The sequence below is a fragment of the Ancylobacter tetraedralis genome, from assembly GCF_014195655.1.
Lineage (GTDB): Bacteria > Pseudomonadota > Alphaproteobacteria > Rhizobiales > Xanthobacteraceae > Ancylobacter > Ancylobacter tetraedralis.
This window is the reverse complement of sequence record NZ_JACICD010000002.1, coordinates 430,731-457,236: the sequence shown is the minus strand read 5'-3', so window position 1 is coordinate 457,236 and position 26,506 is coordinate 430,731. Positions and strand designations below refer to the sequence as shown.

General features: G+C 70.0%; 23 protein-coding genes. 6 read left to right on the top strand and 17 right to left on the bottom strand.

Annotated features, from left to right (window positions below):
* Positions 1-11 precede the first annotated feature (11 nt).
* On the top strand, positions 12-1,850 hold the full coding sequence (edd, locus tag FHS55_RS07450) for a phosphogluconate dehydratase (protein WP_183189056.1): 1,839 nt from the start codon (positions 12-14) through the stop codon (positions 1,848-1,850).
* Between the two features lie 47 nt (positions 1,851-1,897).
* Here the strand turns inward: edd and FHS55_RS07445 are convergent, their stop codons facing one another.
* Positions 1,898-2,971 carry a DUF2125 domain-containing protein gene (locus tag FHS55_RS07445; protein WP_183189055.1) on the bottom strand — a complete coding sequence of 358 codons (1,074 nt, stop codon included), beginning with the start codon at positions 2,969-2,971 and terminating at the stop codon, positions 1,898-1,900.
* Between the two features lie 244 nt (positions 2,972-3,215).
* On the opposite strand from FHS55_RS07445, the gene FHS55_RS07440 reads away from it, so the two are divergent.
* Positions 3,216-3,755: a gamma-glutamylcyclotransferase gene (locus FHS55_RS07440; RefSeq protein WP_183189054.1), complete on the top strand. Its 540-nt coding sequence runs from the start codon at positions 3,216-3,218 to the stop codon at positions 3,753-3,755.
* A 27-nt stretch (positions 3,756-3,782) separates the two neighbouring features.
* Here FHS55_RS07440 and FHS55_RS07435 read toward each other — a convergent pair whose 3' ends face one another.
* The 4 genes from FHS55_RS07435 to ftsE form a co-directional block, all read right to left on the bottom strand.
* Positions 3,783-4,109 carry a hypothetical protein gene (locus FHS55_RS07435; RefSeq protein WP_183189053.1) on the bottom strand — a complete coding sequence of 109 codons (327 nt, stop codon included), beginning with the start codon at positions 4,107-4,109 and terminating at the stop codon, positions 3,783-3,785.
* Positions 4,110-4,277: 168 nt separating this feature from the next.
* Entirely contained in the window at positions 4,278-4,907 is a 630-nt protein-coding gene (locus FHS55_RS07430; RefSeq protein ID WP_343056043.1) for a YdcF family protein, read from the bottom strand.
* A 64-nt stretch (positions 4,908-4,971) separates the two neighbouring features.
* The gene (locus FHS55_RS07425; RefSeq protein ID WP_183189051.1) at positions 4,972-5,952 is read right to left on the bottom strand and encodes a cell division protein FtsX; all 981 of its coding nucleotides are present in this window, start codon (positions 5,950-5,952) and stop codon (positions 4,972-4,974) included.
* A complete protein-coding gene (gene ftsE / locus FHS55_RS07420; protein WP_183189050.1) occupies positions 5,945-6,604 on the bottom strand; it encodes a cell division ATP-binding protein FtsE in 660 nt (219 codons plus the stop codon). Before ftsE ends, FHS55_RS07425 begins: the two co-directional genes overlap by 8 nt.
* 241 nt (positions 6,605-6,845) lie before the next feature.
* Here ftsE and hpt point away from each other — a divergent pair, with 241 nt between their 5' ends.
* Positions 6,846-7,466 carry a hypoxanthine phosphoribosyltransferase gene (gene hpt / locus FHS55_RS07415; RefSeq protein WP_246339917.1) on the top strand — a complete coding sequence of 207 codons (621 nt, stop codon included), beginning with the start codon at positions 6,846-6,848 and terminating at the stop codon, positions 7,464-7,466.
* Positions 7,467-7,634: 168 nt separating this feature from the next.
* On the opposite strand, the gene FHS55_RS07410 is transcribed toward hpt, so the two are convergent.
* The 10 genes from FHS55_RS07410 to FHS55_RS07365 form a co-directional block, all read right to left on the bottom strand.
* On the bottom strand, positions 7,635-10,406 hold the full coding sequence (locus FHS55_RS07410; protein WP_183189263.1) for a TIGR02302 family protein: 2,772 nt from the start codon (positions 10,404-10,406) through the stop codon (positions 7,635-7,637).
* A 183-nt stretch (positions 10,407-10,589) separates the two neighbouring features.
* A complete protein-coding gene (gene lysA / locus FHS55_RS07405) occupies positions 10,590-11,858 on the bottom strand; it encodes a diaminopimelate decarboxylase (RefSeq protein ID WP_183189049.1) in 1,269 nt (422 codons plus the stop codon).
* Positions 11,859-11,910: 52 nt separating this feature from the next.
* Complete coding sequence (lptM, locus tag FHS55_RS07400; RefSeq protein WP_183189048.1) at positions 11,911-12,123, bottom strand: LPS translocon maturation chaperone LptM; 213 nt, start codon at positions 12,121-12,123, stop codon at positions 11,911-11,913.
* 82 nt (positions 12,124-12,205) lie between these two features.
* Positions 12,206-13,024: an exodeoxyribonuclease III gene (locus FHS55_RS07395; protein WP_183189047.1), complete on the bottom strand. Its 819-nt coding sequence runs from the start codon at positions 13,022-13,024 to the stop codon at positions 12,206-12,208.
* Between the two features lie 172 nt (positions 13,025-13,196).
* Entirely contained in the window at positions 13,197-13,934 is a 738-nt protein-coding gene (locus FHS55_RS07390) for an outer-membrane lipoprotein carrier protein LolA (RefSeq protein ID WP_183189046.1), read from the bottom strand.
* 306 nt (positions 13,935-14,240) lie between these two features.
* On the bottom strand, positions 14,241-16,733 hold the full coding sequence (locus FHS55_RS07385) for a DNA translocase FtsK (protein WP_246339968.1): 2,493 nt from the start codon (positions 16,731-16,733) through the stop codon (positions 14,241-14,243).
* A 179-nt stretch (positions 16,734-16,912) separates the two neighbouring features.
* Positions 16,913-18,157, bottom strand: coding sequence for an aminotransferase class I/II-fold pyridoxal phosphate-dependent enzyme (locus tag FHS55_RS07380; protein WP_425485791.1), 1,245 nt, complete (start codon positions 18,155-18,157; stop codon positions 16,913-16,915).
* Positions 18,158-18,462: 305 nt separating this feature from the next.
* Entirely contained in the window at positions 18,463-19,827 is a 1,365-nt protein-coding gene (locus tag FHS55_RS07375) for an ammonium transporter (protein WP_183189044.1), read from the bottom strand.
* Between the two features lie 51 nt (positions 19,828-19,878).
* Positions 19,879-20,217 (bottom strand): P-II family nitrogen regulator, encoded by a 339-nt coding sequence (locus FHS55_RS07370; protein ID WP_183189043.1) that lies wholly within the window; start codon positions 20,215-20,217, stop codon positions 19,879-19,881.
* 303 nt (positions 20,218-20,520) lie between these two features.
* Positions 20,521-21,414 carry an acyl-CoA thioesterase gene (locus FHS55_RS07365; RefSeq protein ID WP_183189042.1) on the bottom strand — a complete coding sequence of 298 codons (894 nt, stop codon included), beginning with the start codon at positions 21,412-21,414 and terminating at the stop codon, positions 20,521-20,523.
* Positions 21,415-21,598: 184 nt separating this feature from the next.
* Here FHS55_RS07365 and FHS55_RS07360 point away from each other — a divergent pair, with 184 nt between their 5' ends.
* A complete protein-coding gene (locus FHS55_RS07360) occupies positions 21,599-22,819 on the top strand; it encodes a ubiquinone biosynthesis hydroxylase (protein WP_183189041.1) in 1,221 nt (406 codons plus the stop codon).
* A gap of 38 nt (positions 22,820-22,857) precedes the next feature.
* Here FHS55_RS07360 and FHS55_RS07355 read toward each other — a convergent pair whose 3' ends face one another.
* Positions 22,858-23,088 carry a Trm112 family protein gene (locus FHS55_RS07355; protein WP_183189040.1) on the bottom strand — a complete coding sequence of 77 codons (231 nt, stop codon included), beginning with the start codon at positions 23,086-23,088 and terminating at the stop codon, positions 22,858-22,860.
* Between the two features lie 178 nt (positions 23,089-23,266).
* On the opposite strand from FHS55_RS07355, the gene FHS55_RS07350 reads away from it, so the two are divergent.
* A complete protein-coding gene (locus FHS55_RS07350; RefSeq protein WP_183189039.1) occupies positions 23,267-23,941 on the top strand; it encodes a GntR family transcriptional regulator in 675 nt (224 codons plus the stop codon).
* A gap of 36 nt (positions 23,942-23,977) precedes the next feature.
* Here FHS55_RS07350 and FHS55_RS07345 read toward each other — a convergent pair whose 3' ends face one another.
* Positions 23,978-24,781: a gamma-glutamyl-gamma-aminobutyrate hydrolase family protein gene (locus FHS55_RS07345; RefSeq protein ID WP_183189038.1), complete on the bottom strand. Its 804-nt coding sequence runs from the start codon at positions 24,779-24,781 to the stop codon at positions 23,978-23,980.
* Between the two features lie 298 nt (positions 24,782-25,079).
* Between FHS55_RS07345 and FHS55_RS07340 the strand changes: the two genes are divergently transcribed.
* Positions 25,080-26,498: an MBOAT family O-acyltransferase gene (locus tag FHS55_RS07340; RefSeq protein WP_183189037.1), complete on the top strand. Its 1,419-nt coding sequence runs from the start codon at positions 25,080-25,082 to the stop codon at positions 26,496-26,498.
* Positions 26,499-26,506 lie beyond the last annotated feature (8 nt).

The window sequence follows — 26,506 nt, the reverse complement described above, 5'->3', positions numbered from 1 at the left end:
AGGAGAGCCGCATGGCCGACGCCCTTTCGTCCCGCGTGAACGCCCGCGTCAGTGAAGTCACCGAACGCATCGTCCGGCGCTCCTACGACACACGCATGCGCTATCTGGAACGGATCGCCCTTGCCGCCGAGCGTGGCCCCAGCCGCGCCAAGCTCGGCTGCGCCAACCAGGCGCACGGCTTCGCCGCGTGCGGCCCCTCGGACAAGGAGATGCTGCGCGAGGGCGCCGGGGTCAACCTCGCCATCGTCACCGCCTATAACGACATGCTGTCCGCCCACCAGCCCTACGAGACCTACCCCGAGATGATCCGCGCGGCAGCGCGGCGGGCGGGCGGCGTGGCGCAGGTGGCGGGCGGCGTGCCGGCCATGTGCGACGGCATCACCCAGGGCGAGGCCGGCATGGAGCTCTCGCTGTTCTCGCGCGACGTCATCGCGCTTTCCACCGCCGTGTCGCTCTCGCACCAGACCTTCGACGCTGCCGTTTTCCTGGGCATCTGCGACAAGATCGTGCCCGGCCTCGTCATCGGCGCGCTGTCCTTCGGCCATCTGCCCGCGGTGTTCGTGCCGGCGGGACCGATGACCTCGGGCCTGCCGAATGACGAGAAGGCGAAGATCCGCCAGCTGTTCGCCGAAGGAAAGATAGGCCGCGACGCGCTGCTGGAAGCCGAAAGCCAGTCCTATCACGGGCCGGGCACCTGCACCTTCTACGGCACCGCCAACACCAACCAGATGATGATGGAGATCATGGGCCTGCATCTGCCCGGCGCCTCCTTCGTCAACCCCAACACGCCGCTGCGCGACGCGCTCACCACCGCGGCGGCCGAGCGCGCCATGGCGATCACCGCGCTGGGCAATGACTATCGTCCGGTCGGGCGCATGCTGGACGAGCGGGTCTTCGTCAACGGCGTGGTCGGCCTGCACGCCACGGGCGGCTCGACCAACCACACGATGCATGTCGTCGCCATGGCGGCGGCGGCCGGCATCAAGCTGACCTGGGACGATTTTTCGGACCTTGCCGACGTCACCCCCCTGCTCTGTCGCGTCTATCCCAACGGCAAGGCCGATGTGAACCACTTCCACGCCGCCGGCGGCATGGCCTTCGTCATCCGCGAGCTGATCGGCGACGGCCTGCTGCATGCCGACGTCGAAACGGTTTGGGGCGGCGGGCTCGATGCCTATGTGCAGGAACCCGTGCTCCGTGAGGATGGCGCGCTGGACTGGCGCGACGGCACGCCGGAGAGCGGCGACGAGGCGGTGCTGCGCGGCGCGCGGGCGCCGTTCCAGGCGACCGGCGGGCTCCGGCTGCTCTCGGGCGACCTCGGCAAGGCGGTGATCAAGACCTCCGCCATCGCGCCGGAACGCCATGTCATCGAGGCGCCGGCCCGGGTGTTCCACAGCCAGGAGGAATTACAGGCCGCCTTCAAGGCCGGCAAGCTCACCGGCGATTTCGTCGCCGTGGTGCGCTTCCAGGGGCCGAAGGCCAATGGCATGCCGGAGCTGCACAAGCTGATGCCGCCGCTCGGTGTGCTGCAGGACCGCGGCGCCAAGGTCGCTCTCGTCACCGATGGCCGGCTCTCGGGCGCCTCCGGCAAGGTGCCCGCCGCCATCCATGTGACGCCGGAAGCCGCCGATGGCGGGGCGATCGCGCTGGTGCGCGACGGCGATCTGGTGCGGGTGGACGCGGTGGCCGGCACGCTCACCGTGCTGGTGGAAGCGGAAGTGTGGGCCGAGCGCGCGCCGGCGCCGGCCAATCTCGCGCCGTCGCATGTGGGGGTCGGGCGCGAGCTGTTCGCCGCGTTCCGCGCGGCTGTCGGCACCGCCGACACCGGAGCGACCATCTTCGCGGTCTGACCGCGCGGGCGAGAGAGGGCCGCCGTCCCGATGGACGGCGGCCGTTCTCAGTAGAGCGGGCCGACCTTGCCGAGCGGAAGCATGCCCAGCGCCACGCGGCCATTGCGGAACACGAAGGGGAAGCTGGCGGCGGGCGCGCCATCGAGCGTGCCCGGCATGCCGACCGCCATCATGACGGGGGCGAGGCTGGCGATGAAGCCCGGCATCAGCCCGTTGGCCGCCAGCGCGTTCATCAGGGCCGGCGCATTGGCGAGCTGCAGGTCGATCTTGCCGTCCGGCCGGTTCAGCGCGTCGAGACCGATCTGCCCGGTCGCGGCGAGCGCGCCGCCGCCGGCGCTTACCCGCGCCTCCAGGAGGTTCACCCGCCCGCCCGCCGCCTGCCACAGCCGCAGCCGCTCGGCCGGCGACATGGCGCGGAATTCGGGCACCTGCGTCACCGTCGCCTCGATATCGCCGTCGAGCGGAGGGGCGCCCGCGCCCGATGTGGCCCCGCTCGCCCCCTTCACCCCGGCAGCGATGTCGAGCGTGCCGTCATCGGCATTGGGCGTGTGGCGCACATGAAGCTCGGCATGCTTGGCGGCGAACAGGCTGGTGCCGCCGGCGGAGAGCACATAATCGTTGGCCGAGAGCGACATCCGCTCGGCCCGCGCCCGCGTGCCCACGGCGCTGACCTGCAGGAGCGACCAGTTGGCGGTGAGGTCCTGTCCCGTACCGATATCGGAGAGGCGGCCGGGGGCCTCGAACTCCGCGATGATGTGCCCGGGATTCCAAACCTGCGCGACCGCATGGGCGCGCGTGGCGCTGGCCTCCCATTTGCCGACGCCCTCGCCCGCGAAGGTGACGGTCGGCGCCGTGCAGATCAGCTCGAAGCGGAAGGGAAAGCCGCCGAACTGGCGGTCGGTGCAGCTCCAGGTGCGGCCCTTGCTGGCCTCCTGCGCCATCCAGGCGTCGATCTCGCCGGTGGCGCGACTGGCGGCATAGAACCACGCGCCGGTCCAGCCGAGCGCCGCCAGGATGATCAGCCCCACGGGCAGCGCGATCAGCCAGCGGCGCGCGCGGCGCGGCTCCCCGGCGGCGGGGGACGGCGGCGTCGGCTCGGTCGGCGCGGCGGGGGGGCTCATGCGCGAACTCCTCGGATTCAGGGATGGCGAGGCTCCGATGCCGGTGCGGCGCGCTTATGGCGGGACAGCGCGTCCCCGGCGGCGCTCGCACGCTGCCTCTCACAAGACACCGCGCGGCAAGACGCCGCCTCGCGTGCTTCTCTCGTCTTGCGCCCTCTTACGCCATAGTGTCGCCGCGGGCGACGGCTTTCTCCCGGCGCCTCCCCGTCTCCACCTCCCCTCACCTGCGAGCGCTGCCCCCCAAATGACCGCCGACCCCGCCGCCCCGAACGACCTGTGGATTTTCGGCTACGGCTCGCTGATGTGGAATCCCGGCTTCGACTATGAGGAGAAGGCGGCGGGCAAGCTCATCGGCGCGCACCGTTCGCTGTGCGTGACCTCGATCCACTGGCGCGGCACGCCGGAAAAGCCGGGGCTGGTGCTGGGCCTCGACCAGGGCGGAGCCTGCGTCGGCCTCGCCTTCCGCGTGGCGCCCGCCCGGGCCGCGGCGACGCTGGCCTATCTGCGCGAACGCGAACAGGTGACGACGGTCTATCGCGAGGCGGTGCGGCGGGTGTGGCTGAAGGACGGCAGCGCCCGCGTGGTGCCCGCCGTGGTGTTCCTGGTCGATCGCGGCCACGCCCAATATGCCGGCGCGCTCACCCGGGAGGAGCGCCTGCACCTCATCCGGCAGGGGCACGGGGTGGGCGGGCCGAATGGTGATTATGTCGCCGCCACGCTGCGCCATCTCGACGAACTCGGCATTCGCGATCCCGAAATGCGCTGGCTGATGGAGCGGCTGTGAAAGCCCGGCACCCGCCCCCGCGCTCGATCACAAGGGCGCGAGCGGGCCGCTCACGGTCTCGGGAAGGATGCGCAGGTGGATCTCCTGCGCGCCCACGGCCCGCGCGGCCACCCGCGCCTTGATGCCGGCCGGGCCGGTCCAGAGCGGCACGCGGCGCCCGCCGACATGGCGCACGGCGATCGCCACGGCGTCCGGATAATCCGGCGCATCCTCGGCGGCATAGACCGAAAATACCTGCCGGCGACCATCCGGGCCGCGCCAGAGGCGGAAACGCCGCGCCAGCGGCGAATCAGCCGCGCTGAGAGGCCCTTCATCGGTCAGCGAATCACTGGGCACAAGATCGCGTGTCATCATGAGAACAAATCTAGAACATCCGCGAGCCGCGTCAATAGCTCCGAGAACACCAAAGCGCGACAGCCTTTCGGATGGATGAACGCGCTTCAGACAAATGCACGCAAGCGCCCCGAGGTTCCCGCCACTCGCGGGTGACCGGGCGCGTGCCCATTCGAGACGCTTCAGCGGTCAGGACGCGCCCGACCTGCGCAGGAGCTCGGTCTCGGAGGCCAGCGCAGGCCAAGGGCCGATGCCGACATAAGCGGCGAGGAACTTGACGTATTCGGCGAAGAGCAGCCGCCCGGTGGCGAGCCGGCTCTGCCAGTTCGGCTCGCGCTGGCTGCGCGCGATGACGGGGTAAGGCACCAGCGCGATCTCCGGCATGGCACGGCGCAGCTCGACCAGCGCGCGCGGCATGTGCCAGGCGGACGTCACCACGATGAGCGAATGGAAGCCGTTGGCGCGCGCCCACACCGCCGCCTCGATGGCATTGCCGCGCGTATTGAGCGCGAAGCGTCCGAGTTCCGTGCAGCAGCTGAGCGCCTTCTCGGTCGCCGGGACGGTGCGGCTGATTTCCGCCAGCGTCGTGTCGCGATGCACGCCGGTGATCAGCAGGCGCCGGCTGCGCTGCTCGGTGAGCAGGATGGTCGCATCGGTGATCCGGTCGGCCCCGCCGGTCAACACGACGATGCCGTCGGCCGGGGGCGGCAGCGGGCCGGATTCCCGCGCCAGCGACGCGACGAACACGCCGAAGCCGGCCAGCAACGCCACGAGCAGCGCCGCGACGACGGCCCCCACCGCGCAGGCGATGAAAACCACCCGGCGTCGCCGCCGTGGCAGGGGGACGGGTTCTGGCGAGGGCTGGTCCGACACGGGCACGAGCCTAGCTTATGCCGCGCAGGGTGCGATAGACCGTCGTCCGCGACGTGATGGCCGTCACCAGCGCAACCAGCACCGAAATGCCGACAATGCCGCCATAGCCGCGCGCATCCAGCGAGACGGCACCGATCAGCGTATCGCCCGACCCGCCGATCCCCAGCCAGCCCGGCAGGGTGCTGCCAATGAAGAACAGCGCCATGGCCGACCCGCCCCCGATCAGCCCGCCGACCAGCCCGACATTGAGGAAATGGCGCTGGAACTCGGCTGCGATGAAGCCGTCCCGCGCGCCGACGAAATGCAGCACCTCGACGATGGACCGCGCTGCATCGACCGCCGCGCGGGTGGCGAACACCACCGAGAGCACGGTCGCCGCGCCCACCAGCGCCAGCACGGCGAGCCCGATCGCCACCACGGTCCGCGCGGTGGCAGCGAGGCGCTCGGACCATCGTCGGTGGTCGTCGAGGCTGGCGGAGGGCACCTGCGCGGCCAGCGCCGTGCGCAGCGCCGCCAGCGTGTCGGCACCCGCGCCCGGCGCGAGCCGGATCACCACCAGCCGCGGCACCGGCAGGTTGGCGATGTCGAGGCTGGAGCCCAGCCACGGCTCCAGCAGCGCCGCCGTCTCCTTCTCGTCGAGCGCGCGGGCGCTGGCGACGCCGCTCGTGGCCTGCGCCACCTGCACGGCCTGCGCCAGCGCGGCCGACATGTCGAGCCCGTCGCCCGGCTTGATCTGGATGGTGGTCTCGCGGGCGATATCCGAGCTCCAGTCCGCCGCCATGGAGCGCACCGCCGCGACGCTGCCAATGGTGATGCCGGCCAGGAAGGTCATGATGGCGACCACGGCGATAAGCGCGCTGCCGGTCACCGTCGCGCTCGGCACGATGGAACGGGTGCCGCCGACGTGCGCCTCGGTGGCATGCGCTTCGCCGCGCGAGCGGATGAACAGGCCGGCGAACCCGCGGCGCGCCTTGCTGGGCTCTTCAGTCATAGACGGTCAACCGCCCCTGGTTGAGCACGAGACGACGTGCGTCGAACTGGTCCATAAGCCCGATATCGTGCGTGGCGATGAGCACGGAGGTGCCGGTCTTGTGCAATTCGAGGAACAGCCGCATCAGCCGGCGCGCCAGGCCGGGATCCACATTGCCGGTCGGCTCGTCGGCCAGCAGGATTTCCGGGCGCGAGATGAGCGCGCGAGCAATGGCGGTGCGCTGCTTCTCGCCGCCCGAGAGCACCGGGGGCAGCACGTGCATGCGCTCGCCGAGGCCCACCCAGTGCAGCAGTTCCTGCACCTCGGCGCGGTAGCTCGCCTCCTCGCGCTCCTGCACCCGCAAGGGCAGCGCGACATTCTCGTAGGTCGTCAGGTGATCGAGCAAGCGGAAGTCCTGGAACACGATGCCGATGCGCTGGCGCAGCGCCGCCGTCTCATCGGTCCCGAGTTTGGCGGCATCGCGGCCGAAAATGTTGATCAGCCCGCGCGTGGGCCGCAGCGACAGGAACAGCAGGCGCAGCAGCGTGGTCTTTCCCGCGCCGGAAGGGCCGGTGAGGAACTGGAAGGAGTGCGGCGGAATACCGAAGGTGACATCCCGCAGCACTTCCGGCCCCATGCCGTAGCGCAGCCCGACATTCTCGAAGCGAACCAATCTGGTCTTCCCTCGGCTGCCGGGCCCCCGTCCGGCGAATGATTCTCGTCGGGCATCTTCCTAGCACAGGCCGCGCGCGGCCGGCAGGACGACACCCGCGCGCCCGTCGCGGCGTCAACAGCCGGCAGGGCCGCCCATCGGGCAGGCACCGCTGGACGCGCGGGCCTTGCGCGTTCATCCTGCGCCGCCAAATGTGACCCGAGGACGCCCGGGGGACGCGGGCCCCCAGAAGAGGACAGGGATGACCAAGCCGAGCGAACAGGACCGCGCGCCCACCCCGCCGCAGGAGACGGCGCCGGGCGCCGTCGACACCGTGGACAGCTATGTGGCGCCCCATGTCGAGGTGCTCTTCGACGCCGAGACCATCGCCGCGCGCAACCGCGAACTGGTCGAGCAGATCGTCGCCGCCAAACCCTCCAAGCTCGTCGTCATCGCCGTGCTGAAGGGCAGCTTCGTGTTCGCCGCCGATCTCATCCGCGCCATGCACGCGGCCGGGCTGGCGCCGGAGGTGGAGTTCATCACCCTGTCCAGCTATCGCGATGCGCGGGTGTCCTCCGGTCAGGTGGCGGTGCTGCGCGACATCGATTCCGATGTGCGCGGACGCGATGTGCTGCTGGTCGACGATATTCTCGAATCCGGCCGCACCCTCGCCTTCGCGAAGGACCTGCTGGCGGCGCGCGGCGCCCGGCGCGTCATGGTCTGCGTGCTGCTGGAGAAGCCACACAAGCGGGCGGTGCAGATCGACGCCGACTTCGTCGGCTTCAAGTGCCCGGACTATTTCGTGGTGGGCTACGGCATGGACGTGTCGCACGCCTACCGGCAGTTGCCCTTCATCGGCTACATCCCCGACCTGGAAGGCTGAGCGGCACGCCGCCGACGCCCCCTCCCCCGCAGCATCCCGCCGCGCCGGGGTGGAGAACCGTGGCACGGGGGCCGGGAGCCGTGGCACGGAAAACCCGGCGCGGGCTCGGGGAGCCGCCAGTGCCGGGTGAACCATCCGGGTCGCGCGGGCGGGCGGGGAAACGCCCGCTCAGAAATCGCGCAGCAGGCGCTCGAGATAGTCGAGTTCGAGGCGCGGGCGCTCCGGCTCGCCGAAGCGGCGGCGCAGTTCCTCCAGCACGCGGCGGGCGCGCTGCATGTCCATTTCGTCGGGCACCTTCACCGTGACGTCGTCGCCATAATCGCGCGAGCGCAGCGGCCGACCCAGCGGATCGTTGCGCTCGGCGGTCTCGCCGGACGGACCGCCCGGCCCTTCGCCCTGCCCGCCTTCCTGCTGCATCGCCTCGGCCATCTGCTGGGCGCCACGCCGCAGCGCCTGCAAGGCCTCGCTCTGCGCGTCGACGGCGCCGGTGCCGTCGCCCTGCCCAAGCGCCCCTTCGGCCTCGCGCATGGCCTGCTCCGCCTCGCCGAGGCCGCCCTCGCCGGGCATGCCTTGCCCCTGCTGGCCTTGACCTTGCTGGCCTTGCCCCTGCTGGCCCTCGCCGTTCTGACCCTGCTGGCCCTGCCCCTGTTCGCCCTGCTGACCCTGCTCGCCGGGTTGCCCCTGCTGACGGCCGCGCATGGCCTGCTGCATCTTCTCGCGCAGCTGGCGGAGCTGGTCGCGCAGTTGCTGCTGGTTCTGCTTCAGGTCGTTGAACGCCTGATCCTGCTGCTGCCCGTCCTGCCCCTGCTTGAACGTCTTGTCGCGCAGCTGCTGCTGGCGGCGGATCATGTCGCCAAGCTGGTCGAGCGACTGCGACATCTGGCTCTGGCCTTGCCGGCGCTGCTGCTGGCGGCCCGCCTGCAGGCCGTTGAGCATGTTCTGGAGTTCGCTCAGCATCTGCCGCGCCGCATCGCGCGAACCGGTGCGCGCCATGTCCTCGATGCGGTCGAGCATCTTCTGCAGGTCCTGCGGACGCACGAAGCGGGTATTGGGGTCGGCCGGCTGATTGTTGTCGGCCTGCTGACCGTTGCGCTGCGCCTGTTCGGCCAGTGCCTGCATGAACTCCTGCATCGCCTCGCGCAGTTCCTGCGCCAGACGCTTGATCTCCTCGTCGCTGGCACCGTTCTCCAGCGCGTTCTGCAGCGCCTGCTGGGCGTCGCGCAGCCGCTTCTCGACATCCGAGAGATCGCCATCCTCGATGCGGATCGCGATATCCCAGAGATAATCGACCACGCCGCGCAGATCGTCGTCGCTGCGGGCATTGGCCAGCCGCCAATAGGCGGAGCGCAGGCCCATGTAATGCGCGGCGTTGGGGGTGAATTTCTCGGGCGCGATGGCGAGAGCGTCGAGCGCGGCCTCCACGTCCTCGCGCTCATTGGCGTCCAGCGCCAGAAGGCGCCGCTGCTCGATCAACGCGCGCGCCAGCGGGTTGGCGAAGGTGCGGGCGGGCAGAATGACGCTGCGCGGGCGGGATTGGCCGGTCTGGCCCGCATCGTCGCGCGCGGTCAGCACCAGCGTCACGCGCGTGCCGGCCCAGGGGCTCTCGGTGAGGTCCTTGGTGGTCTGGCCGGTCGCGGCCCGGCCGCGCGCACCCGAGAGCGGCAGCGGGAAATTCGGCGCCTCGACCAGCACACGCGCGGGCGGCCGGGGCGGCGCATTCTTCAGCGCGTGCAGCGGCGGCGCGGGGGGGACGGCTGCGAAGGTCGCCTGCGCACCGACAATGCCGTAATCGTCCTCGGCCTTGTAGCTGAGCGCCAGCGCCGTGCGGCCGGAAGCCTGCGGCTCCTTGGTCAGCTCGATGGTCGGGGGCTGGTCCGGCTGGGCTCGGAAATGCCAGGCCGCGGTCCGCCCGTCCGGCCCCTCGATGCGCGCGGCGCCATCGGCGGTGATGAGGTAGCGCTGCTCCTCGCCGGCTGCCTTGTCGCGGGCCGGAGGCGCCGACGGGGTGGCGGCGGGGGCCTCAGCGGCGGAGGGTCCCTTGCCATCGGCGGCCGGCGCCTCCGGCACGGGCGCGGCGGTGATGCCGCCCTCGATCGCGAGCTTCGCATGGTCGAGGCCGATGATGCGCACCACCAGTTCGCTGCCGGCCGGCACGGTGAGCGCGGCGGCATCGAAGGACGGCATGTCGCCCGCCTCGCCCGGCGGCGTCGCGGCCCCGTTCTGCGCGGCTTCCTGCGAGCGCAGCCCCGGCAGCATGACCGGCGGCCGGCCGGTATAGGCGGGCGGTGTCACCCAGGCATCGATGCGGTAGGGCGCGGGCGGGGCGAAGGCGTGCCAGTCGAACGCCGCGCCGATGCGGCGCAGATGATCGCCGGGGGCCATGAAGAAGGTGGCGATGACGCCGAGCAGCACCAGCGCGCGCACCGCCCGCCGGTCGATGGCGGCGAGGCGCGGCGAGGGCAGCCCGACCCGCAGCCGGCCAAGCTGGGCCGACGCGCGGGCGACATGCGCGCGCCACAGCGCAGCGGCGACCGGGTCGTCGGGACGGCTCGCCAGCTGGTCGGCGAGCGCGGTGACGGGGCGATGCGGCAGGTGGCTCTCGCGATCCAGCCGGGTGAGCGCCTCGACCGGGGACGGACGACGGATGCGCAGCGCCGGCAGCAGCGCGACGACCAGCAGCACGGAGAACAGGAACAGGCCGGCCGCCCTGCCATAAGGCGGCAGAGCTACCCACAGACCGAGCCAGGAGACGATGAGGAAGAGGCCGAAGGCGCAGGCGACCGCGACGATCGCCGGCCAGCTGCGCTCCCACAGCAGCGCCGCCCCGGCGCGTTGCAGGGCCGCCGCCATGCGATGAGCGGTGTGCCGGTCGTCCGCCTGCCGGGCGCTCTGGCGCGCCCGCTCGGCTTCCGCGCGCGGATCGCCCGCCCCGCCGTCCATGTTGCCTTCCGGTGCCGCCGTCACGCCATCGAGCCTCCGATTAGCTCCGCACCAGCCCCAGCGTCACCTTAACATGGCAACCAGCCGGCGCCAGCCCTGCCGATTCGCTGGGCGCGCCCGTTTCATCATCACATCGTGAAGCCGCGCGCGCGCGAAATGTGGCCGGTCGAGAGCCCGCCGCGCTCAGCCAAGCCAGCCGGGAATCCGGTCCAGCGCGATCAGCGCATCGGCATCGACGCGCGGACGCACCACGGCGAATTCGCCGCCTTTCACCAGCACTTCCGGCACCAGCGGGCGGGTATTGTAGGTGGAGGCCTGCACCGCGCCATAGGCCCCGGCGGTCATCACGGCGACCAGATCGCCGGCGCGCAGCGGCGCCATGTGCCGCCCCAGCGCCAGGAAATCGCCGGATTCGCAGACCGGGCCGACAATATCCGCAACGATCCGCTCTCCGCCCGGCCGCGCCTCATGCACGGGCAAAATCTCGTGATGAGCCTCATAGAGGGTCGGGCGGATCAGGTCGTTCATCGCCGCGTCGACGATGACGAAGCGCTTGCCCTCGCCTTCCTTCACATAGAGCACGCGGGTCAGCAGGATGCCGGCATTGGCGACCAGCATGCGACCGATCTCGAACACCAGGCCGAGGCCGAGATTATGCGTGTGCCGCTTCACCAGCGCCGCGTAGGCGGAGGGCAGCGGCGGCTCCGGCTCGCCGGCGACATAGGGCACGCCGAGCCCGCCGCCGAGGTCGAGATGGGTCAGCCGGTGCCCATCCGCCATCAGGTCGCGCGCCAGTTCCACGAGCAGCGCGGTGGCGTTGTCGAACGGTTCGAGATCGGTGATCTGGCTGCCGATATGCATGTCGACGCCGGTGATGCGGATGCCCGGCAGCGCGGCCGCGTGGGCATAGACCTCGCGCGCGCGAGAGACGGGAATGCCGAACTTGTTCTCGGACTTGCCGGTGGAGATCTTGTGGTGGGTCTTGGCGTCGACATCCGGATTGATGCGGATCGAGACCGGGGCGGCGACGCCGTGGCTGACCGCCACTTCCGAAAGCGTCAGCAGCTCGGGCTCGCTCTCGACATTGAAGCACTTGATGCCGGCGTCGAGCGCGGCGGCCATTTCCTCGCGGGTCTTGCCGACGCCGGAGAACACGATCTTGTGCGGCTCGATGCCGGCGGCCAGCGCCCGCTTCAGCTCGCCGCCCGACACGATGTCCGCGCCCGCCCCGAGCCGGGCGAAGGTGGCGATCACCGCCTGGTTGGAATTGGCCTTCAGCGCGTAGCACAGCGTGGTGTTCATCTCGGCGAAGGCCTGCGTGAACACGCGGTGGTGCCGCTCCAGCGTGGCGGTGGCATAGACATAGGTCGGCGTGCCGACGTCGCGGGCGATGTCGGCGAGGCTGACATCCTCCGCATGGAGGATGCCGTCGCGATAGGCGAAATGATGCATGGCGGGCGCCTTGGAGAGGCCGGTCGGCGCGCCCCGGGGACGGGGCGCCGCGTCAGAGCAGGCCGTCGAGGATGAAGGGCTTGTCGGGCCGGATGGGGCCGGTGTCCTTCGGTTTCTTTCCATCCGGGCCGGGCTGCGCCATCGGCGAATTGGGCGGCGGCTCCAGCGGGCCCTTGACGCCACAGCCGCCAAGCGCCAGGGCGCCGCCCAGCACGAGGGCGAGCGCGATCTTTCGGGATGGGCGGATGACGTTTCGGCGGGTCAAGGAGACGTCCTCGGCTGCAGCAACGATGCGTATGCGCATACTTATATCGCGTTGCCGCGAAACGCGAGTGCCGGCCAATGCGTTACGCATCGAACGTGACCACGACCGGCACATGATCGGACGGGCGCTCCCAGCCGCGGGCGTCGCGCAGCACGGTCATGGCGCGCGCGGTGGGCGCGAGGGCGGGCGTCGCCCACACATGGTCGAGCCGGCGGCCCTTGTTGGAGGCCGACCAGTCCGCCGCGCGGTAGCTCCACCAGGTATAGAGCTTCTCCTGCGGGGGCACGAAATGACGCATCACGTCCACCCAGCCGCCCGCCGCCTGCAGCCGGGCGAGCCGCTCCACCTCGATGGGCGTGTGGCTGACCACGTCGAGCAGCTGCTTGTGGCTCCACACGTCGGTCTCCAGCGGGGCGATGTTGAGATCGCCGACCAGCACCGAGCGCGCCGCGGGATCGATCGGGTGCAGATGCTCCCAGGCGATGGCCTCGTCGAGAAAGGCCAGCTTGTGGCGGAATTTGTCGTTCAGCTCGGGGTCGGGAATGTCGCCGCCGGCGGGGATGTAGAAATTATGGATGGTCAGCGGCGCGGCCAGCCCCGCCTCGCGCCCCAGCACCACGGAGATGTGGCGGGCATCGCCCATGTCGCAGAAGCCCTGCCGGCTCACGTCCTCGAACGGATGTTTCGAGAGGATCGCGACACCGTGATAGCCCTTCTGCCCGTGGATAGCGGCGTGGGGATAGCCGAACTTGGCCGCCTCCTTCAGCGGAAAGCGGTCATCCGGCGTCTTCGTCTCCTGCAGGCAGATGACGTCGGGCTGGTACTCGGCGGCGAGCTTTTCGACGAGGCCGATGCGCAGGCGCACCGAATTGATATTCCAGGTGGCGATGGTCAGCGGCACAAAAAGAACCTAGCGGGACAAGGGAACCGGACGGGATGAGCGGGCCACCCTAACGGATCGGCCCGGCGAATCCAGCCCGGCGAACGGACGTGCCGTCACGCCGCCCGCCTTGGAGCCCGATAGAGAACGCGTGACCCGATCCGTTTGCGCGGCAATCGGATCGGCGCGGGCTCTAGCGGTCGTTCCGGTTGATGACGAACAGCATCGGGTCCGGGCGCTCGGAGGTGTTGAGGTTGGCCACCGCCACGGTCGTGTCGAAGCCCTGCGGGTCGGTCACGGTCCACTGCTTCAGCTGCATGGTCCTGGCGTCGAACATGATCATCAGCCGGTAGGTGCCGACCATGGGCTGCTTTTCCTCGATCACCACGGTCGCGAACACGTCGTCCTGAAACACGCCGGTGACGTTGGCGTTGCGCGCGAGGTCGAAATTCTCCGCCAACAGGAAGCGCAGCGGGGTCGCGGAAAGGGGGGTGATGTCCTGCGTCTTCAGCCGCTTGTCGCGCACCGCCACCGAACGCCCGTCGGCCACCAGCTCGATCGGGCTCGGCGGGGCGTATTCGAACCGCACGCGGCCGGGCTTGAGGATAAAGAACTCGCCCTCGCGCCGCGTCCCGTCCGGGTCCAGCTGCACGAAATTGCCGCTCATCGCCTTGAAGCTGTTGAAGTAATCATTGATGCGCTGAACCGTCGCGGCCGCGGCACGCTGATTGGAGGCGGCCGACATCTGCACACCGGGCGTACTGCCCGGCGCGGCGGCGGAAGGGGCAGGCGCGGAGGACGAAGGCGCGGATGACGCAGCGGCCGGTTTCTTGGGCGGCGCGAAGGGCGGCGGCGGCACCTGCGCGAGCGCGCTGCCGAGACCGGCGGCAAGGAAGGCGGAAGCGGCGCAGGCAGCAAGGAAACGGCGCATGGGGCCTCTCGTAGCGCGATACTCGGCGCGATAGTCGGCACGACATCCGGGCGGCAGCGGCAGACACGCGCGCCCGAGGCTTATCTCGTCATCGATCATGGCAGCTCAAGACCGATCCGCCAAAAGTGTTCCCCGATCGGGCCGGGAACATTGTCGCAGGGCCGGCCTGTCCCGAGCCGCCCGACGGCACGCCGCGCGATCGATTCGGGCGCCGATCCGACGGGGTGGCACTAGCCGGGCGCTGTGGCGATCCTGTGTCCCGGCACGGGTTCCCCCGCCCGGAACCCTCACGGACGCGACGTCCGCTCAATAGTCGTCGCCATCCCCCTCGGTGAGGATCTCGCGCTTGCCGGCATGGTTGGCGGGGCCCACCAGCCCCTCGCGCTCCATGCGCTCGACCAGCGAGGCCGCGCGGTTATAGCCGATCTGCAGCCGGCGCTGGATATAGGAGGTGGAGCACTTCTTGTCGCGCATCACCACCGCCACCGCCTGCGAATAGAGATCGCCGCCGCCTTCCGCGCCGCCCCCGCCCCCGCCCACGGCGCTCTTGTCGAACACCGCGCCGTCTTCGCCCTCGAGATCGGCCGTGACCTCCTCGAGATAGGAGGGCGCGCCCTGCGTCTTCAGGTGCTCGACGATGCGCTCCACCTCCTGGTCGGAGACGAAGGGGCCGTGCACGCGCGAGATGCGCCCGCCGCCGGCCATGTAGAGCATGTCGCCCTGGCCCAGCAGCTGCTCGGCGCCCATTTCGCCGAGGATGGTGCGCGAATCGATCTTGGATGTGACCTGGAAGGAGATGCGGGTCGGGAAATTCGCCTTGATCGTGCCGGTGATGACGTCGACGCTCGGGCGCTGGGTCGCCATGATGAGGTGGATGCCGGCGGCGCGGGCCATCTGCGCGAGGCGCTGGATGGCGCCTTCGATGTCCTTACCGGCGACCATCATCAGGTCGGCCATCTCGTCCACCACGATGACGATATAGGGGATCGGCGAGAGGTCCATCTCCTCGCGCTCATAGATCGCCTCGCCCGTCTCCTTGTCGAAGCCGGTCTGCACGGTGCGCACGATCTGCTCGCCCTTGGCCATGGCCTCGCTCACGCGGGCATTGAACCCATCGATGTTGCGCACGCCGACCTTCGACATCTTCTTGTAGCGCTCCTCCATCTCGCGCACCGCCCATTTGAGGGCGACCACCGCCTTCTTGGGGTCGGTGACGACGGGCGTGAGCAGGTGCGGAATGCCGTCATAGACCGAGAGTTCCAGCATTTTCGGATCGATCATGATCAGCCGGCACTGGTCCGGGCGGTGCCGGTAGAGCAGGCTCAGGATCATGGTGTTGATGGCGACCGACTTGCCCGAGCCGGTGGTGCCGGCGACCAGCAAATGCGGCATGCGGGCGAGGTCGACCACGACGGGCTCCCCGCCAATGGTCTTGCCGAGCGCGATGGCGAGCTTGTAGGCGGTCTCGCCGAAATCCTTGGCGGCGAGGATTTCCCGCAGCAGCACCTTGTCGCGCTTGGGATTGGGCAGCTCGATGCCGATGGCGTTCTTGCCCGGAATCACCGCCACGCGGGCGGAAATGGCGCTCATCGAGCGGGCGATGTCATCGGCGAGGCCGATGACGCGGCTGGACTTGATGCCGGGGGCCGGCTCCAGTTCATACAGCGTCACCACCGGGCCGGGACGCGCGTTGACGATGGCGCCGCGCACGCCGAAATCATCCAGCACGCCTTCGAGGTCGCGCGCATTCTCCTCCAGCACGTCCTTGGAAAGTGCCGGGCCGCCGCGCGGCGGCGGGGGCGAGAGCAGATCGAGCGGCGGCGTCTGGTAGCGCCGGCGCTGCTCCTCCTCGGCCGCGCGCCCGCCTTTGATGGAGCGCAGCGGCGGACGGCGCACGCCGCGCGTGGGGCGCGGGGCGGGAATCTCGATTTCCTCTTCCGGGTCGCCGGCATGGCTCTCGAACCCGGCGACACCGAAATCGGGATCGACCGTGTCCGGGTTGAAATTGGGCTCCAGGCGGTCCTTGCGCACGAAGCCGTCCTCCTCGACCGGAGCGACAAGGCCGCGCAGCCGGCCCAGCAGCCCGGGCGGGGGCTCGTCGCGCACCGGCCGGCGCACCGGCCGGGCCGAGAGGCGGGCGCGGAACGAGAGGAAGGCGTGGGTGAACATGCCGATGAGGATGCCGAACGTGCTCGGCTCGTCGTCGACGGCGAGGCCGTCATCCTCCTCGCCATTCGCCTCGCCGGGCACCTTCAGGCCCATCCCGACGGCGAGCGGCAGGGTGAGCACCGCGCCGAACAGGCAGAGCGCACCGACGACGGCATAGTCGAACGCCCCGAGCCAGGCGGTACGAAACGCATCGGGCACCAGCAGCACGCTGTCGCCGAGCACACCGCCGAGCCCGCGCGGCAGCGGCCAGGCGCCGAAATGCGGCAGGCAGGCGGCAAAGCCCGATGCGAACACCGTTCCCGCCACCCAGGCCATCAGCCGGGCCCGCCCGCGACCGGGGCGACGATGGGTGAGGGTGAGCCACCCCCACACGCCGATCGGCAGCACCACGGCGAGCGAGGCAACGCCGAACAGCTGCATCAGCAGATCCGCCAGCGCGGCTCCGGGCCGGCCCAGCAGGTTCATCGGCGGGGCGTCGCTGGAGCGGCTGAGGCTGGGATCATCGGCCGACCAGCTCGCCAGCGCCACGATCATGAGCGCGCAGACCGCCAGCACGGCGAGGCCGATCCCCTCCTCCATGCGGCGGCCGAGCGCGCCCTTCAATTCGTCCGGCAGCAGGCCGGGCTGCATCTTGCGGCGGCGCGCGGCGCCACGGCCGGCGCCGGGCGCCTCCGTTCCCTTCGGCCCGGCCGCGGCGGCGCCGGTGCGCGGGGGGCGCTTGGGCGCGCGCAGCGATTCGGCATCGAGCCGCGGGGTGCGCATCGTCGTCTGTGTCTGCCGGCCCATGTGTCGCCTGCCCCCTGGTCCTTTCAGGACAGCCCCGCCAGCAGGCGCGGCAAGGCGGCCTGCGTGGTGGCGAGGTCCTGCACGAGCGCGATGCGCAGAAAGTCCTGTCCGGGATTGCCGCCGTCCGGCCCGCTGCGGCACAGATAACCGCCGGGCACGGTGCGCAGCCCTTCCCGCTCCCACAGACGCCGTGCCGCCGCCTCGCCGCCGCCGAGCGCGCCGACATCGAGCCAGAGGAAAAAGCCGCCATCGGGCCGGCGATAGCCAAAGAGCCCCGTGAACACCGCGTCGGCCACGTCGACCTTGGCGCGGTAGAGCGCGCGGCTGGCACTCACATGCGCCTCGTCGGCCAGCGCGGCGATGGCCACATGCTGCAGCGGCTCGGGCACCTGCGGCGCGGCGACGTTGCGGAAATCGGCGAAAGCCTCGATGAAGCCGGCGTCGCCCGCGCAGAAGCCGCAGCGCAGCCCCGGCAGGCTGGAGCGCTTCGACAGCGAATTGAAGGCGACGACATTGGCGAAATCGGGCCCCGCCACTTCGAGGATGCCGGTCGGCGGCTCATCGCCGAGCCAGATCTCGGAATAGCACTCGTCGGCGAAGATCATCACCTCATGGGCGCGGGCCAGCGCGACCAGCCTTTCCAGATAGGCGCGCGGGGCGATGGTGCCCTGCGGATTGGCCGGCGAGGCGAAATAGAGCGCGACGGTGCGGTCGAGCAGGCCGGCATCGAGCCGTTCCAGCACGGGTAGCCAGTCCGCGCCCGCCGGCAGCGCCACGCTCTCGCAGCCGGCCGCCTCGGCGCCGGCGCCATAGGCGGCATAGAAGGGATTGGGCAGCAGCACGGCCGGCGCCGCGTCGCCGATCATCGCCCGCTTGCGCGGCGAGAGGCGCGCACGGGCCTGCAGCGCGGCGAAGAACAGGCCCTCACGCGAGCCGTTGAGCACCAGCACCTCGCGCTCGGGGTCCAGCGGGCGCGTGAGCGCGTAGCGCCGGCCGAACCAGTCGGCGGCGGCGCGGCGAAATTCCGGCAGGCCCCGGCCGGCGGGGTAGCGGCCGAAACCGTCGAGATGGCCCGCCAGCACGCTGCCGACGAAATCAGGCATAGCATGGCGCGGCTCGCCCACCGCAAGGCTCAGCGGCGGCTTGCCCGGCGCGATGTTCGCCAGCAGCTCATTGAGACGGATAAAGGGCGAGCGGGCCGCGGGACCGGCATCGACGGCCGGATCGCGTGCCAGCGGCACTTTACCCTCAGGACGGAAATCGGACACGTGGAACGTCTCACCACAGAGTGCGGACTACGGGCGTTCGCTCACAATAGGCCGCGTGCGGTAAAGGCGTTCTTAACCATGCAGGCGCCGCGAGCGCAGGATCGGGCGCGACGCATTGGCGCGGGGCGGGGAAAAGGAGTCCCGGCCCATGAAAACCCGGCGCGGGCGCGCCGGGGGGCGGAAACGAGCCGCCCGGCCCCCGCGCTCACCCCGAGCCGCGGGGCTCATGAAAAAACCCCGGCGCGGGCGCCGGGGTCGGGTTTCAGGCGGCGACGGGACGGCGCGGACGAACCGCGCCGATCGCCTCAGCTGTGATAGGCGCGCTCGCCGTGCTCGACGATGTCGAGACCCTCGCGCTCCTTCTCCACCGACGGGCGCAGGCCGACGATGACATTCACGATGAAGTACAGGATCGCGGAGATCACACCGCACCACACGATGGTGGTCGCGACGGCCTGGACCTGCACCCACACCTGGTGGCCCATCTCGTAGTCGGCGATGCCGGGGCCGCCGAGCGAGGGGGAGACGACGATGCCGGTGCCGATGGCGCCGATGATGCCGCCCACGCCATGGACGCCGAACACGTCGAGGCTGTCGTCATAGCCCAGCGCGTTCTTCACCGTGGTGACGAAGAAGAAGCAGACGATGGAGGCGACGAAGCCGAGCACGATCGCGCCGATCGGGCCCGAGAGGCCGGCGGCCGGGGTGATGGCGACGAGGCCGGCGACCATGCCGGAGATCGCGCCCAGCATGCTCGGCTTGCCCTTGGCCAGCCACTCGATGAGCGTCCAGCCGACAATGGCGCCGGCGGTGGCGACGAAGGTGTTCACCAGGGCCAGCGTGGTGCCGGCATTGGCCTCCAGGTTGGAGCCGGCGTTGAAGCCGAACCAGCCGACCCACAGGACGCTGGCGCCGACCATCGCGAAGGGCAGCGAGTGGGGGGGCATCAGCTCCTTGCCATAGCCGGTGCGCTTGCCGACGATGATGCAGCCGATCAGGCCGGCGATGCCGGCATTGATGTGCACGACGGTGCCGCCGGCGAAGTCGAGCGCGCCGAGGCCGAACAGGTAGCCCTCGGAGAACCACACCATGTGGGCGATGGGGTAATAGACGAAGGTCACCCAGAGGATGCAGAACAGCACGATCGCCGAGAACTTGAAGCGCTCCGCGAAGGCACCGATGATGAGCGCCGGGGTGATGGCCGAGAAGGTCATCTGGAACGCCATGAAGACGTATTCCGGGATCTTCACGCCCTTCGAGAAGGTGTCGGCCAGGCTTTCGGTCGTCACGCCGGCGAGGAAGGCCTTCTCGAAGCCGCCGATGAAGGCGTTGCCCGAGGTGAAGGCGAGCGAGTAGCCGTAGAACACCCACAGCAGCATCATCACCGCGGCGATGACGGTCACCTGCATCAGCACCGAGAGCATGTTCTTGGCGCGCACGAGGCCGCCATAGAACAGCGCGAGGCCCGGCACGGTCATGAACAGGACCAGGATGGTGGAGAGCATCATCCAGGTGATGTCGCCCTTGTCCACGGTCGCGACCACGGCGGCAGCCTCGGCAGTGGCCTCGGCGCCGACCTGTGGCGCGTCCTGCGCGAAGGCGGCGGCTGCCACCAGCGCCGTGGTCGCCAGCACGGGAAGCCCCGCACGTATCCACTTCTTCATCGTCATGGGTTCAAAGCTCCGTCGCGTTCGGAAAATATCGGGATCAAAAGCACTGGCTCAGAGCGCGTCGGCGTCGGTTTCGCCGGTACGGATGCGCACGGCCTGGTCGATCGCGTAGACGAAGATCTTGCCGTCGCCGATCTGGCCGGTCTTGGCCGAGGAGGTGATGGCGTCGATGACCTTGGCGACCTGGTCGGAGGCCACGGCCACCTCGATCTTGAGCTTCGGCAGGAAGCTCACCGCGTATTCGGCGCCGCGATAGATCTCGGTGTGGCCCTTCTGGCGCCCGTAGCCCTTGACCTCCGTGACGGTCAGTCCGTGCACACCAATGCCAGTGAGCGCATCCCGGACTTCCTCAAGCTTGAAAGGCTTGATGATAGCCATGACGATCTTCATGGTTCCTGTCCCCGCTTGGCCCCGAACCCTGCACAGCCGGTTCCGGGCGTTTCATGTCGGACTCGGCCAGGCAGGTCAGTGAAACCCTTGCGGTCAAGCCGGGCGGTAGGAATCAATTCGCGTGCCAACCCAGATGGGTGAGGCAAATTTACATTGCCGCACCCCGTGAGGCGGAGGCGCCGCTTCAGCAGCCGGCTCCAATTCGGCCCGCCCCGGCGGCAGCGCACTGCCCATTTCTTGGTCGGCACCCTCGGTCAACCTTACGCGCCGCTAAAAAAGTGGCACACACCGATTAATTTTTAGTCATTCACTGCCGGAAGCCTTGCGGATCGGGCGAATAAGCCCTTCCTGGGCGACCGAAGCGACCAGCCGGCGGCGCTCGTCATAGATCAGGCCCCGCGCCAGCCCGCGCGCGCCGGAGGCGCTGGGACTGTCCTGTACATAGAGCAGCCAGCCATCGGCGCGGAACGGCCGATGGATCCACAGCGCGTGATCGAGGCTCGCGGCCTGAATCCCTGCGCCGAGCACGCTGGTGCCATGAACCAGCGTGGTGGCCTCCAGAAGCGTCATGTCGCTGGCATAGGCCAGCACGGCGCGGTGCAGCTCGGGCGCATCCGGCAGGGGCGCGGCGGCCCGGAACCAGACCATGCGGCGCGGCACGCTGTGCGTCTGGCCGAGCCCGATCGGCTTCAGCTCGATGGGCCGCGGGCGCAGCCAGTAATCGCGCACCGGCGCGGGAAGGCGCTCCAGCACATCCGCCGCCAGCGCGTCGAGGCCCGGAACGTCCTGCGGCGCGGGCACCTCGCCCTCCACCTCGCCCTCCACCGCGGCCTCCAGGTCGATCTGGTGGTCGAGGCCCGGCTCCTCGCGGTGGAACGACACCGACATGATGAAGATCGGCCGGCCATGCTGGATGGCGACGGTCCGCCGGGTGGCGAAGCTGCGCCCGTCGCGCACGCGCTCGACCTCATAGAGGATGGGCACGCTCGGGTCGCCGGCGAGCAGGAAATAGGCATGCAGCGAATGCGCCGCGAGATCGACGGTGCGCTGGGCCGCCACCAGCGCCTGCGCCAGCACCTGCCCGCCGAACACGCGCGTGCGGAAGGGCCAGGATTCGGGAGGGTTCTTGCCACGGAACAGGTTGTCCTCCAGCGTCTCCAGATCGAGCAGCTGGACGAGTTCGGCAGTGGTCGACATCGTGGCTCCGCCTTCCTGGCGCGCAGGGCAGGCCGGCGCGCCGCATTGTTCCTTGTCCGTAGCTAAGGCATATGATGCCCGGCAGACAATGCGCCGCAGCGCGATCTCGCCCGGGCGCGACGCGGAGGCGCGGGCCATGCCCGAGCGGCGGCGCAGCGGGCGGGCGGACAGGGGATCTGAGCCAATGACGGACACGGATGCACTCATCGCCGGCGGCGGACTTGCCGGCCTGTCGCTCGCCCTCGCGCTGGAGCGCGGCCTTGGCGGCGCCCGCCTCGCCGTGGCCGATCCCACCTTCGCCGCTCCCGCGCCGCGCAGCGCCGACATGCGCGCCTCCGCCTTCGCCGCCGGGGCGCGGCGGCTGTTCGAGACGCTGGGCGTGTGGGAGCGCGTGGCCGACGCGGCGCAGCCCATGCTCGCCATGGAAATCACCGATTCCAAGCTCGGCGATGCCGCCCGCCCGGTATTCCTGTCCTTCGAGGGCGATGTCGCGCCGGGCGAGCCCTTCGCGCACATGGTGCCAAACGCCGTGCTGCAGGACGCGATGACCGATCTGGCGCGCGAGCGCGGCATCGCCCTGCTGCCGGCCGGCGTCGCCAGCTTCGCCGCCGGCCCGACAGTGAGCCGGATCGACCTCACCGACGGCACCCCGGCGACGGCGCGGCTGCTCTGCGCCTGCGATGGCGGGCGCTCGAAGCTGCGCGCGCTCGCCGGCATCGGCGTGGTGGGCTGGTCCTATCACCAGTCGGCCATCGTGATGACGGTGGGCCATGAGCGCCCGCACGAGGGCAAGGCCGTCGAGCATTTCCTGCCCGCCGGCCCCTTCGCCATCCTGCCGCTGACCGGCAACCGCTCGTCCATCGTCTGGACGGAGGCGACCGAGACCGCCAAAAGCCTCCTCAAGCTTCCGCGCGTGCTGCTGCTGGACGAGCTGGAGCGGCGCTTCGGGCTGCAGCTGGGGGCGCTGGAAATCCTCGACGAGCCGCAGGCCTTCCCGCTCGGCTTCCAGATGGCCCGCTCCTTCGTCGGCGAGCGCCTCGCGCTGGTGGGCGACGCCGCCCACACCATCCACCCCATTGCCGGGCAGGGCATCAACATGGGCCTGCGCGACGTCGCGGCGCTGGCCGAGGTGGTCACCGATACCGGCCGCCTCGGCCTCGACATTGGCGGGCCCGACATGCTGGCACGCTACCAGCGCTGGCGGCGCTTCGACACGCTCACCATGGGCGCGGCAACGGACGGGCTGAACCGGCTGTTCGGCGTGCGCAACGATGCGGCGCGGCTGGTGCGCGATGTCGGCCTCGGCATCGTGGAGCGGCTGCCGGGCCTGAAATCCTTCTTCATCCGCGACGCCGCCGGCATTGTCGGCGCCGCGCCGAAGCTGCTGCGCGGCGAGGCCCTCTGAGCGTCTTCGAGCGGCGAGGATGGCGGACGCGCCGACCCTCAGCGGCCGGCCAGTTCGTCCTCGGTCAGCGGGCGCGCCTCGTCCGCCAGCATGATCGGGATGCCGTCGCGGATGGGATAGGCGAGCCGCGCCGCGCGCGACACCAGTTCGCGCGCCGCTCGATCATATTCCAGCGTGCCCTTGGTCACCGGGCACACCAGAATTTCCAGCAGCTTGGGATCGAGCTCATAGCCGGAGCGGGAATGCGCGTGCGGGTGTTTCTCGGCCATGGCGGTGATCAGCTCCTTCTGTCCCCGGCGCCACCTGTACAGGCGGCCGGCACCGGGATTCGGCAATTTCCGCTATATAGCCCAGCGAGCTGACATTCTCACGTCACGCCCGCTCACGTCACGCCCGCTCACCCCGCACCCGCCCGGCCGCATGAACCAGTCCCCGCGAACCGCCCCGATGGATGCCTCCCCGCTCGATCTCGTGTTCGAACCGCGCCTGCATGGCGAGACCGTCCAGCAATGGGTGTTCCGCCGGCTGCGCCGCTCGGTGATGAGCGGGCGCTTCCCGCCCGGGCAGGCGGTGACGATCCGCGGGCTCGCCGAGGCGCTGGGCGTCTCGGCCATGCCGGTGCGCGAGGCGCTGCGGCGCCTAGTGGCCGAGCGGGCGCTGGTGCTGCTGGACAATCGCCGCGTGCGGGTGCCGGAAATGACCGCGCGCCGCTTCGAGGAACTGGTGACGGCGCGCACGCTGCTGGAATGCGAGGCCGCCGCGCGCGCGCTCAAGATCGCCGATGCGCCCTTCCGCCGGCGGCTGGTGGCGCTCGACCGCGCCTCCGATGCGGCGGTGGAGGCCAATGATACCGAAGCGATGATCGAGACCAACCTCGCCTTCCATGCCGCGCTTTATGGCGGGCGGGCGGACAATGTCCTGATGCCGCTGATCGAATCGGTCTGGCTGCAGATCGGCCCGTTCATGCGCATGGCGCTGGCCGACCTCGAGCGCTACTACCCGGTCGATCGCCACGCCGAAGCGCTGGCCGCGCTGGCGGCGAAGGACGAGGCGGCGCTGCGCCGCGCCATCGAAGCCGATATTCGCGACGGCATCGGCCATCTCCTGGAAAAGCTGGGCTAGCGCCACCGGCACCACCGGCGGCGCAGCCATCTCCCCTCACATGGCGGCGGCGAAGCGCGGCGCCGCGCGGCGCGTCTCGGCATGTAGCCGGGCGGCGGCGCCGAAGGCGGTGAAGATGCCGGAGGAGAGCCGGTCCTCCCAGAAACGCCATTCGGGATGCCACTGGATGGCCATGTTGAAGCCCGGCGCATCCGGCACGCGGAAGGCCTCGATGGTGCCGTCCGGGGCCCGCGCCTCTATCGCGACGCTCGCGGCGAGCCGGGCGACACCCTGCCCGTGCAGCGAATTGACCCGCCAGCTCGGCGCGCCGGCCAGACTTTCCAGCAGTCCGCCCGGCTCCAGCGCCACGTCGTGCACCGGCGCGTACTGGCCGTCGATGTCGAGGGCCGAATCCTCGCGATGGTCGAAGCGGCCCGGCTGCTCATAGAGCTTCTGGAACAACGTGCCGCCGAGCGCGACGTTCATTTCCTGGAAGCCGCGGCACACGCCGAACAGCGGCACGCCACGCTCCAGCGCCGCGCGAATCAGCGGCAGCGAGATATCGTCGCGATACGGATCGGCCGGCAGCGGCGGTTCGTGGGGCGCATCGCCATAATGATGCGGGCCCACATTGGATGGGCTGCCCGGCAGGAAGATGGCGTCGACCGCTGCCAGCACGTCCTCCACCACCATGCGCACGGGCGCCATCGCCGCATCGACCGAGGAGATCGTGCCGGGAATGAGCACGGGCATGGCCTGCGCGCCGCGCGCGACCGCGTAGATGTACTTCTCGGTGACGCCGTGCACGACATGGCCATCCCTGGCCTTGACGTCGCTGATCACGCCGATGACTGGACGCATGATGTCTTGATCCTGAAAACCGATCCTGCCGATGTGGGGCGGCACCCCGGCCGCTGTCAACGCCCTTGCTCGTGTGAAGGCCCTGGCTCGTGTGAAGACCCTGGCTGACGCACGGCCATGCGCGGCGCCCGTTGGCCAAGGCGCGGCGGCGGCGCGGCGGCGGCGCGTTGCCGCAGGCCTCCCTTTGCTCGCGCTCGTGCGGTGAGGAATTTTTCCCGAAGATTTCCAAACGACGCCGAACATGTCAGAAAGCCGACTTCATGCCGACGGTTCGGTGCCTCCCGTCCGCAGGGGTTTCATGGTCTTTTCCTCCGTTACGTTTCTCTTCTATTTCCTGCCGGCCTTCCTGATCTGCTATTTCGCGGTGCCCGGCGTTCGTGCCAAGAACCTCGTGCTGCTGGCGTTCTCGCTGGTGTTCTACGCGTGGGGCGGGCTGGCCAACGTGGCGGTGCTGGCCGTCTCGATCCTGGCCAACTACGTCTTCGCGCTGGTCATCGACACCCGCTCGCAACCCTGGCGGCTGCGCATGCTCGGCCTTGCGGTGGCCGCGAATCTGGGCGGGCTGATCGCCTTCAAATATGCCGGCTTCCTCGCCGAGAACCTCAACGTCCTGCTGGAGCCGACCGGCCTCGCGCTGCCGGTGGTTCACCTCGCGCTGCCGCTCGGCATCTCGTTCTTCACCTTCCACGCCATTTCCTACCTCGTCGACGTGTATCGCGGGAAGGCGCGGGCCAATGGCCGGTTCGAGGAAATCGCCGTCTATATCACCATGTTCCCGCAGCTCGTGGCGGGCCCGATCGTGCGCTACTCCACCATCGCGCACCGCATCCGCGCGCGGCGGACCACGCTGGGGCGGGTGTCGGCGGGCCTGCGCATCTTCGTCATCGGCCTGTCGTGGAAGGTGCTGATCGCCGATCAGGTGGCGCCGGTGGTCGCGGCGGTGTTCGACAACACGCCCGCGCCCAATCTCGCGGAGGCGTGGCTCGGGGTCAGCGCCTATGCGCTGCAGATCTATTTCGACTTCGGCGGCTATTCCAACATGGCGATCGGCCTCGCGCTGGCCATGGGGGTGAAATTCCCGCGCAATTTCAACCTGCCCTATGGCGCGCTGTCGATCACCGATTTCTGGCGCCGCTGGCACATGAGCCTGTCCAGCTGGTTCCGCGACTATCTCTACATCCCGCTCGGCGGCAACCGGCATGGCCATATGCACACCGCGCTCAACCTGTGGGCGGTGTTCCTGCTCTGCGGCCTCTGGCACGGGGCGAGCTGGACCTTCATTATCTGGGGCGTGCATCACGGCACGTTCCTGGTGCTGGAGCGCACCCGGCTGGGCGCGCTGCTGAAGGCCGGCCCGCGCCTTGTCGGCCATGCCTATGTGCTGCTGGTCGTGCTGTCCGGCTGGGTGTGGTTCCGCGCCAACGGGCTCAACGAGGCCGGTGCGCTGTTCGCCGGGCTGGTGGGGCTCAACGGCACCGGGCCGCTGGCGGTCTCCACCTCCGCGCTGCTGGCACCGCTCACCATCGCGATGCTGATCCTGGGATGGCCGCTCTCCATGTTCGGCCTGCCCCAGCCGGGGGCGAGGTGGATGGCGCCGCGGCTCCGGCAGGCGCTCTACGCCGTCACCGACACCGCCACGGTGGCGCTGCTATTCGCGCTGTGCGTGCTCTCGGTCGCGGCGGCGACCTATTCGCCGTTCCTGTATTTCCGGTTCTGAGGGGGAAG

Excerpts from the sequence above, each read along its gene's own strand:
- edd (WP_183189056.1), top strand. The coding sequence starts at position 12 with ATGGCCGACGCCCTTTCGTCCCGCGTGAACGCCCGCGTCAGTGAAGTC.
- FHS55_RS07445 (WP_183189055.1), bottom strand. The coding sequence starts at position 2,971 with ATGAGCCCCCCCGCCGCGCCGACCGAGCCGACGCCGCCGTCCCCCGCC.
- FHS55_RS07440 (WP_183189054.1), top strand. The coding sequence starts at position 3,216 with ATGACCGCCGACCCCGCCGCCCCGAACGACCTGTGGATTTTCGGCTAC.
- FHS55_RS07435 (WP_183189053.1), bottom strand. The coding sequence starts at position 4,109 with ATGATGACACGCGATCTTGTGCCCAGTGATTCGCTGACCGATGAAGGG.
- FHS55_RS07425 (WP_183189051.1), bottom strand. The coding sequence starts at position 5,952 with ATGACTGAAGAGCCCAGCAAGGCGCGCCGCGGGTTCGCCGGCCTGTTC.
- hpt (WP_246339917.1), top strand. The coding sequence starts at position 6,846 with ATGACCAAGCCGAGCGAACAGGACCGCGCGCCCACCCCGCCGCAGGAG.
- FHS55_RS07410 (WP_183189263.1), bottom strand. The coding sequence starts at position 10,406 with ATGGACGGCGGGGCGGGCGATCCGCGCGCGGAAGCCGAGCGGGCGCGC.
- lysA (WP_183189049.1), bottom strand. The coding sequence starts at position 11,858 with ATGCATCATTTCGCCTATCGCGACGGCATCCTCCATGCGGAGGATGTC.
- FHS55_RS07390 (WP_183189046.1), bottom strand. The coding sequence starts at position 13,934 with ATGCGCCGTTTCCTTGCTGCCTGCGCCGCTTCCGCCTTCCTTGCCGCC.
- FHS55_RS07385 (WP_246339968.1), bottom strand. The coding sequence starts at position 16,733 with ATGCAGCCCGGCCTGCTGCCGGACGAATTGAAGGGCGCGCTCGGCCGC.
- FHS55_RS07375 (WP_183189044.1), bottom strand. The coding sequence starts at position 19,827 with ATGACGATGAAGAAGTGGATACGTGCGGGGCTTCCCGTGCTGGCGACC.
- FHS55_RS07370 (WP_183189043.1), bottom strand. The coding sequence starts at position 20,217 with ATGAAGATCGTCATGGCTATCATCAAGCCTTTCAAGCTTGAGGAAGTC.
- FHS55_RS07365 (WP_183189042.1), bottom strand. The coding sequence starts at position 21,414 with ATGTCGACCACTGCCGAACTCGTCCAGCTGCTCGATCTGGAGACGCTG.
- FHS55_RS07360 (WP_183189041.1), top strand. The coding sequence starts at position 21,599 with ATGACGGACACGGATGCACTCATCGCCGGCGGCGGACTTGCCGGCCTG.
- FHS55_RS07355 (WP_183189040.1), bottom strand. The coding sequence starts at position 23,088 with ATGGCCGAGAAACACCCGCACGCGCATTCCCGCTCCGGCTATGAGCTC.
- FHS55_RS07350 (WP_183189039.1), top strand. The coding sequence starts at position 23,267 with ATGGATGCCTCCCCGCTCGATCTCGTGTTCGAACCGCGCCTGCATGGC.
- FHS55_RS07345 (WP_183189038.1), bottom strand. The coding sequence starts at position 24,781 with ATGCGTCCAGTCATCGGCGTGATCAGCGACGTCAAGGCCAGGGATGGC.
- FHS55_RS07340 (WP_183189037.1), top strand. The coding sequence starts at position 25,080 with ATGGTCTTTTCCTCCGTTACGTTTCTCTTCTATTTCCTGCCGGCCTTC.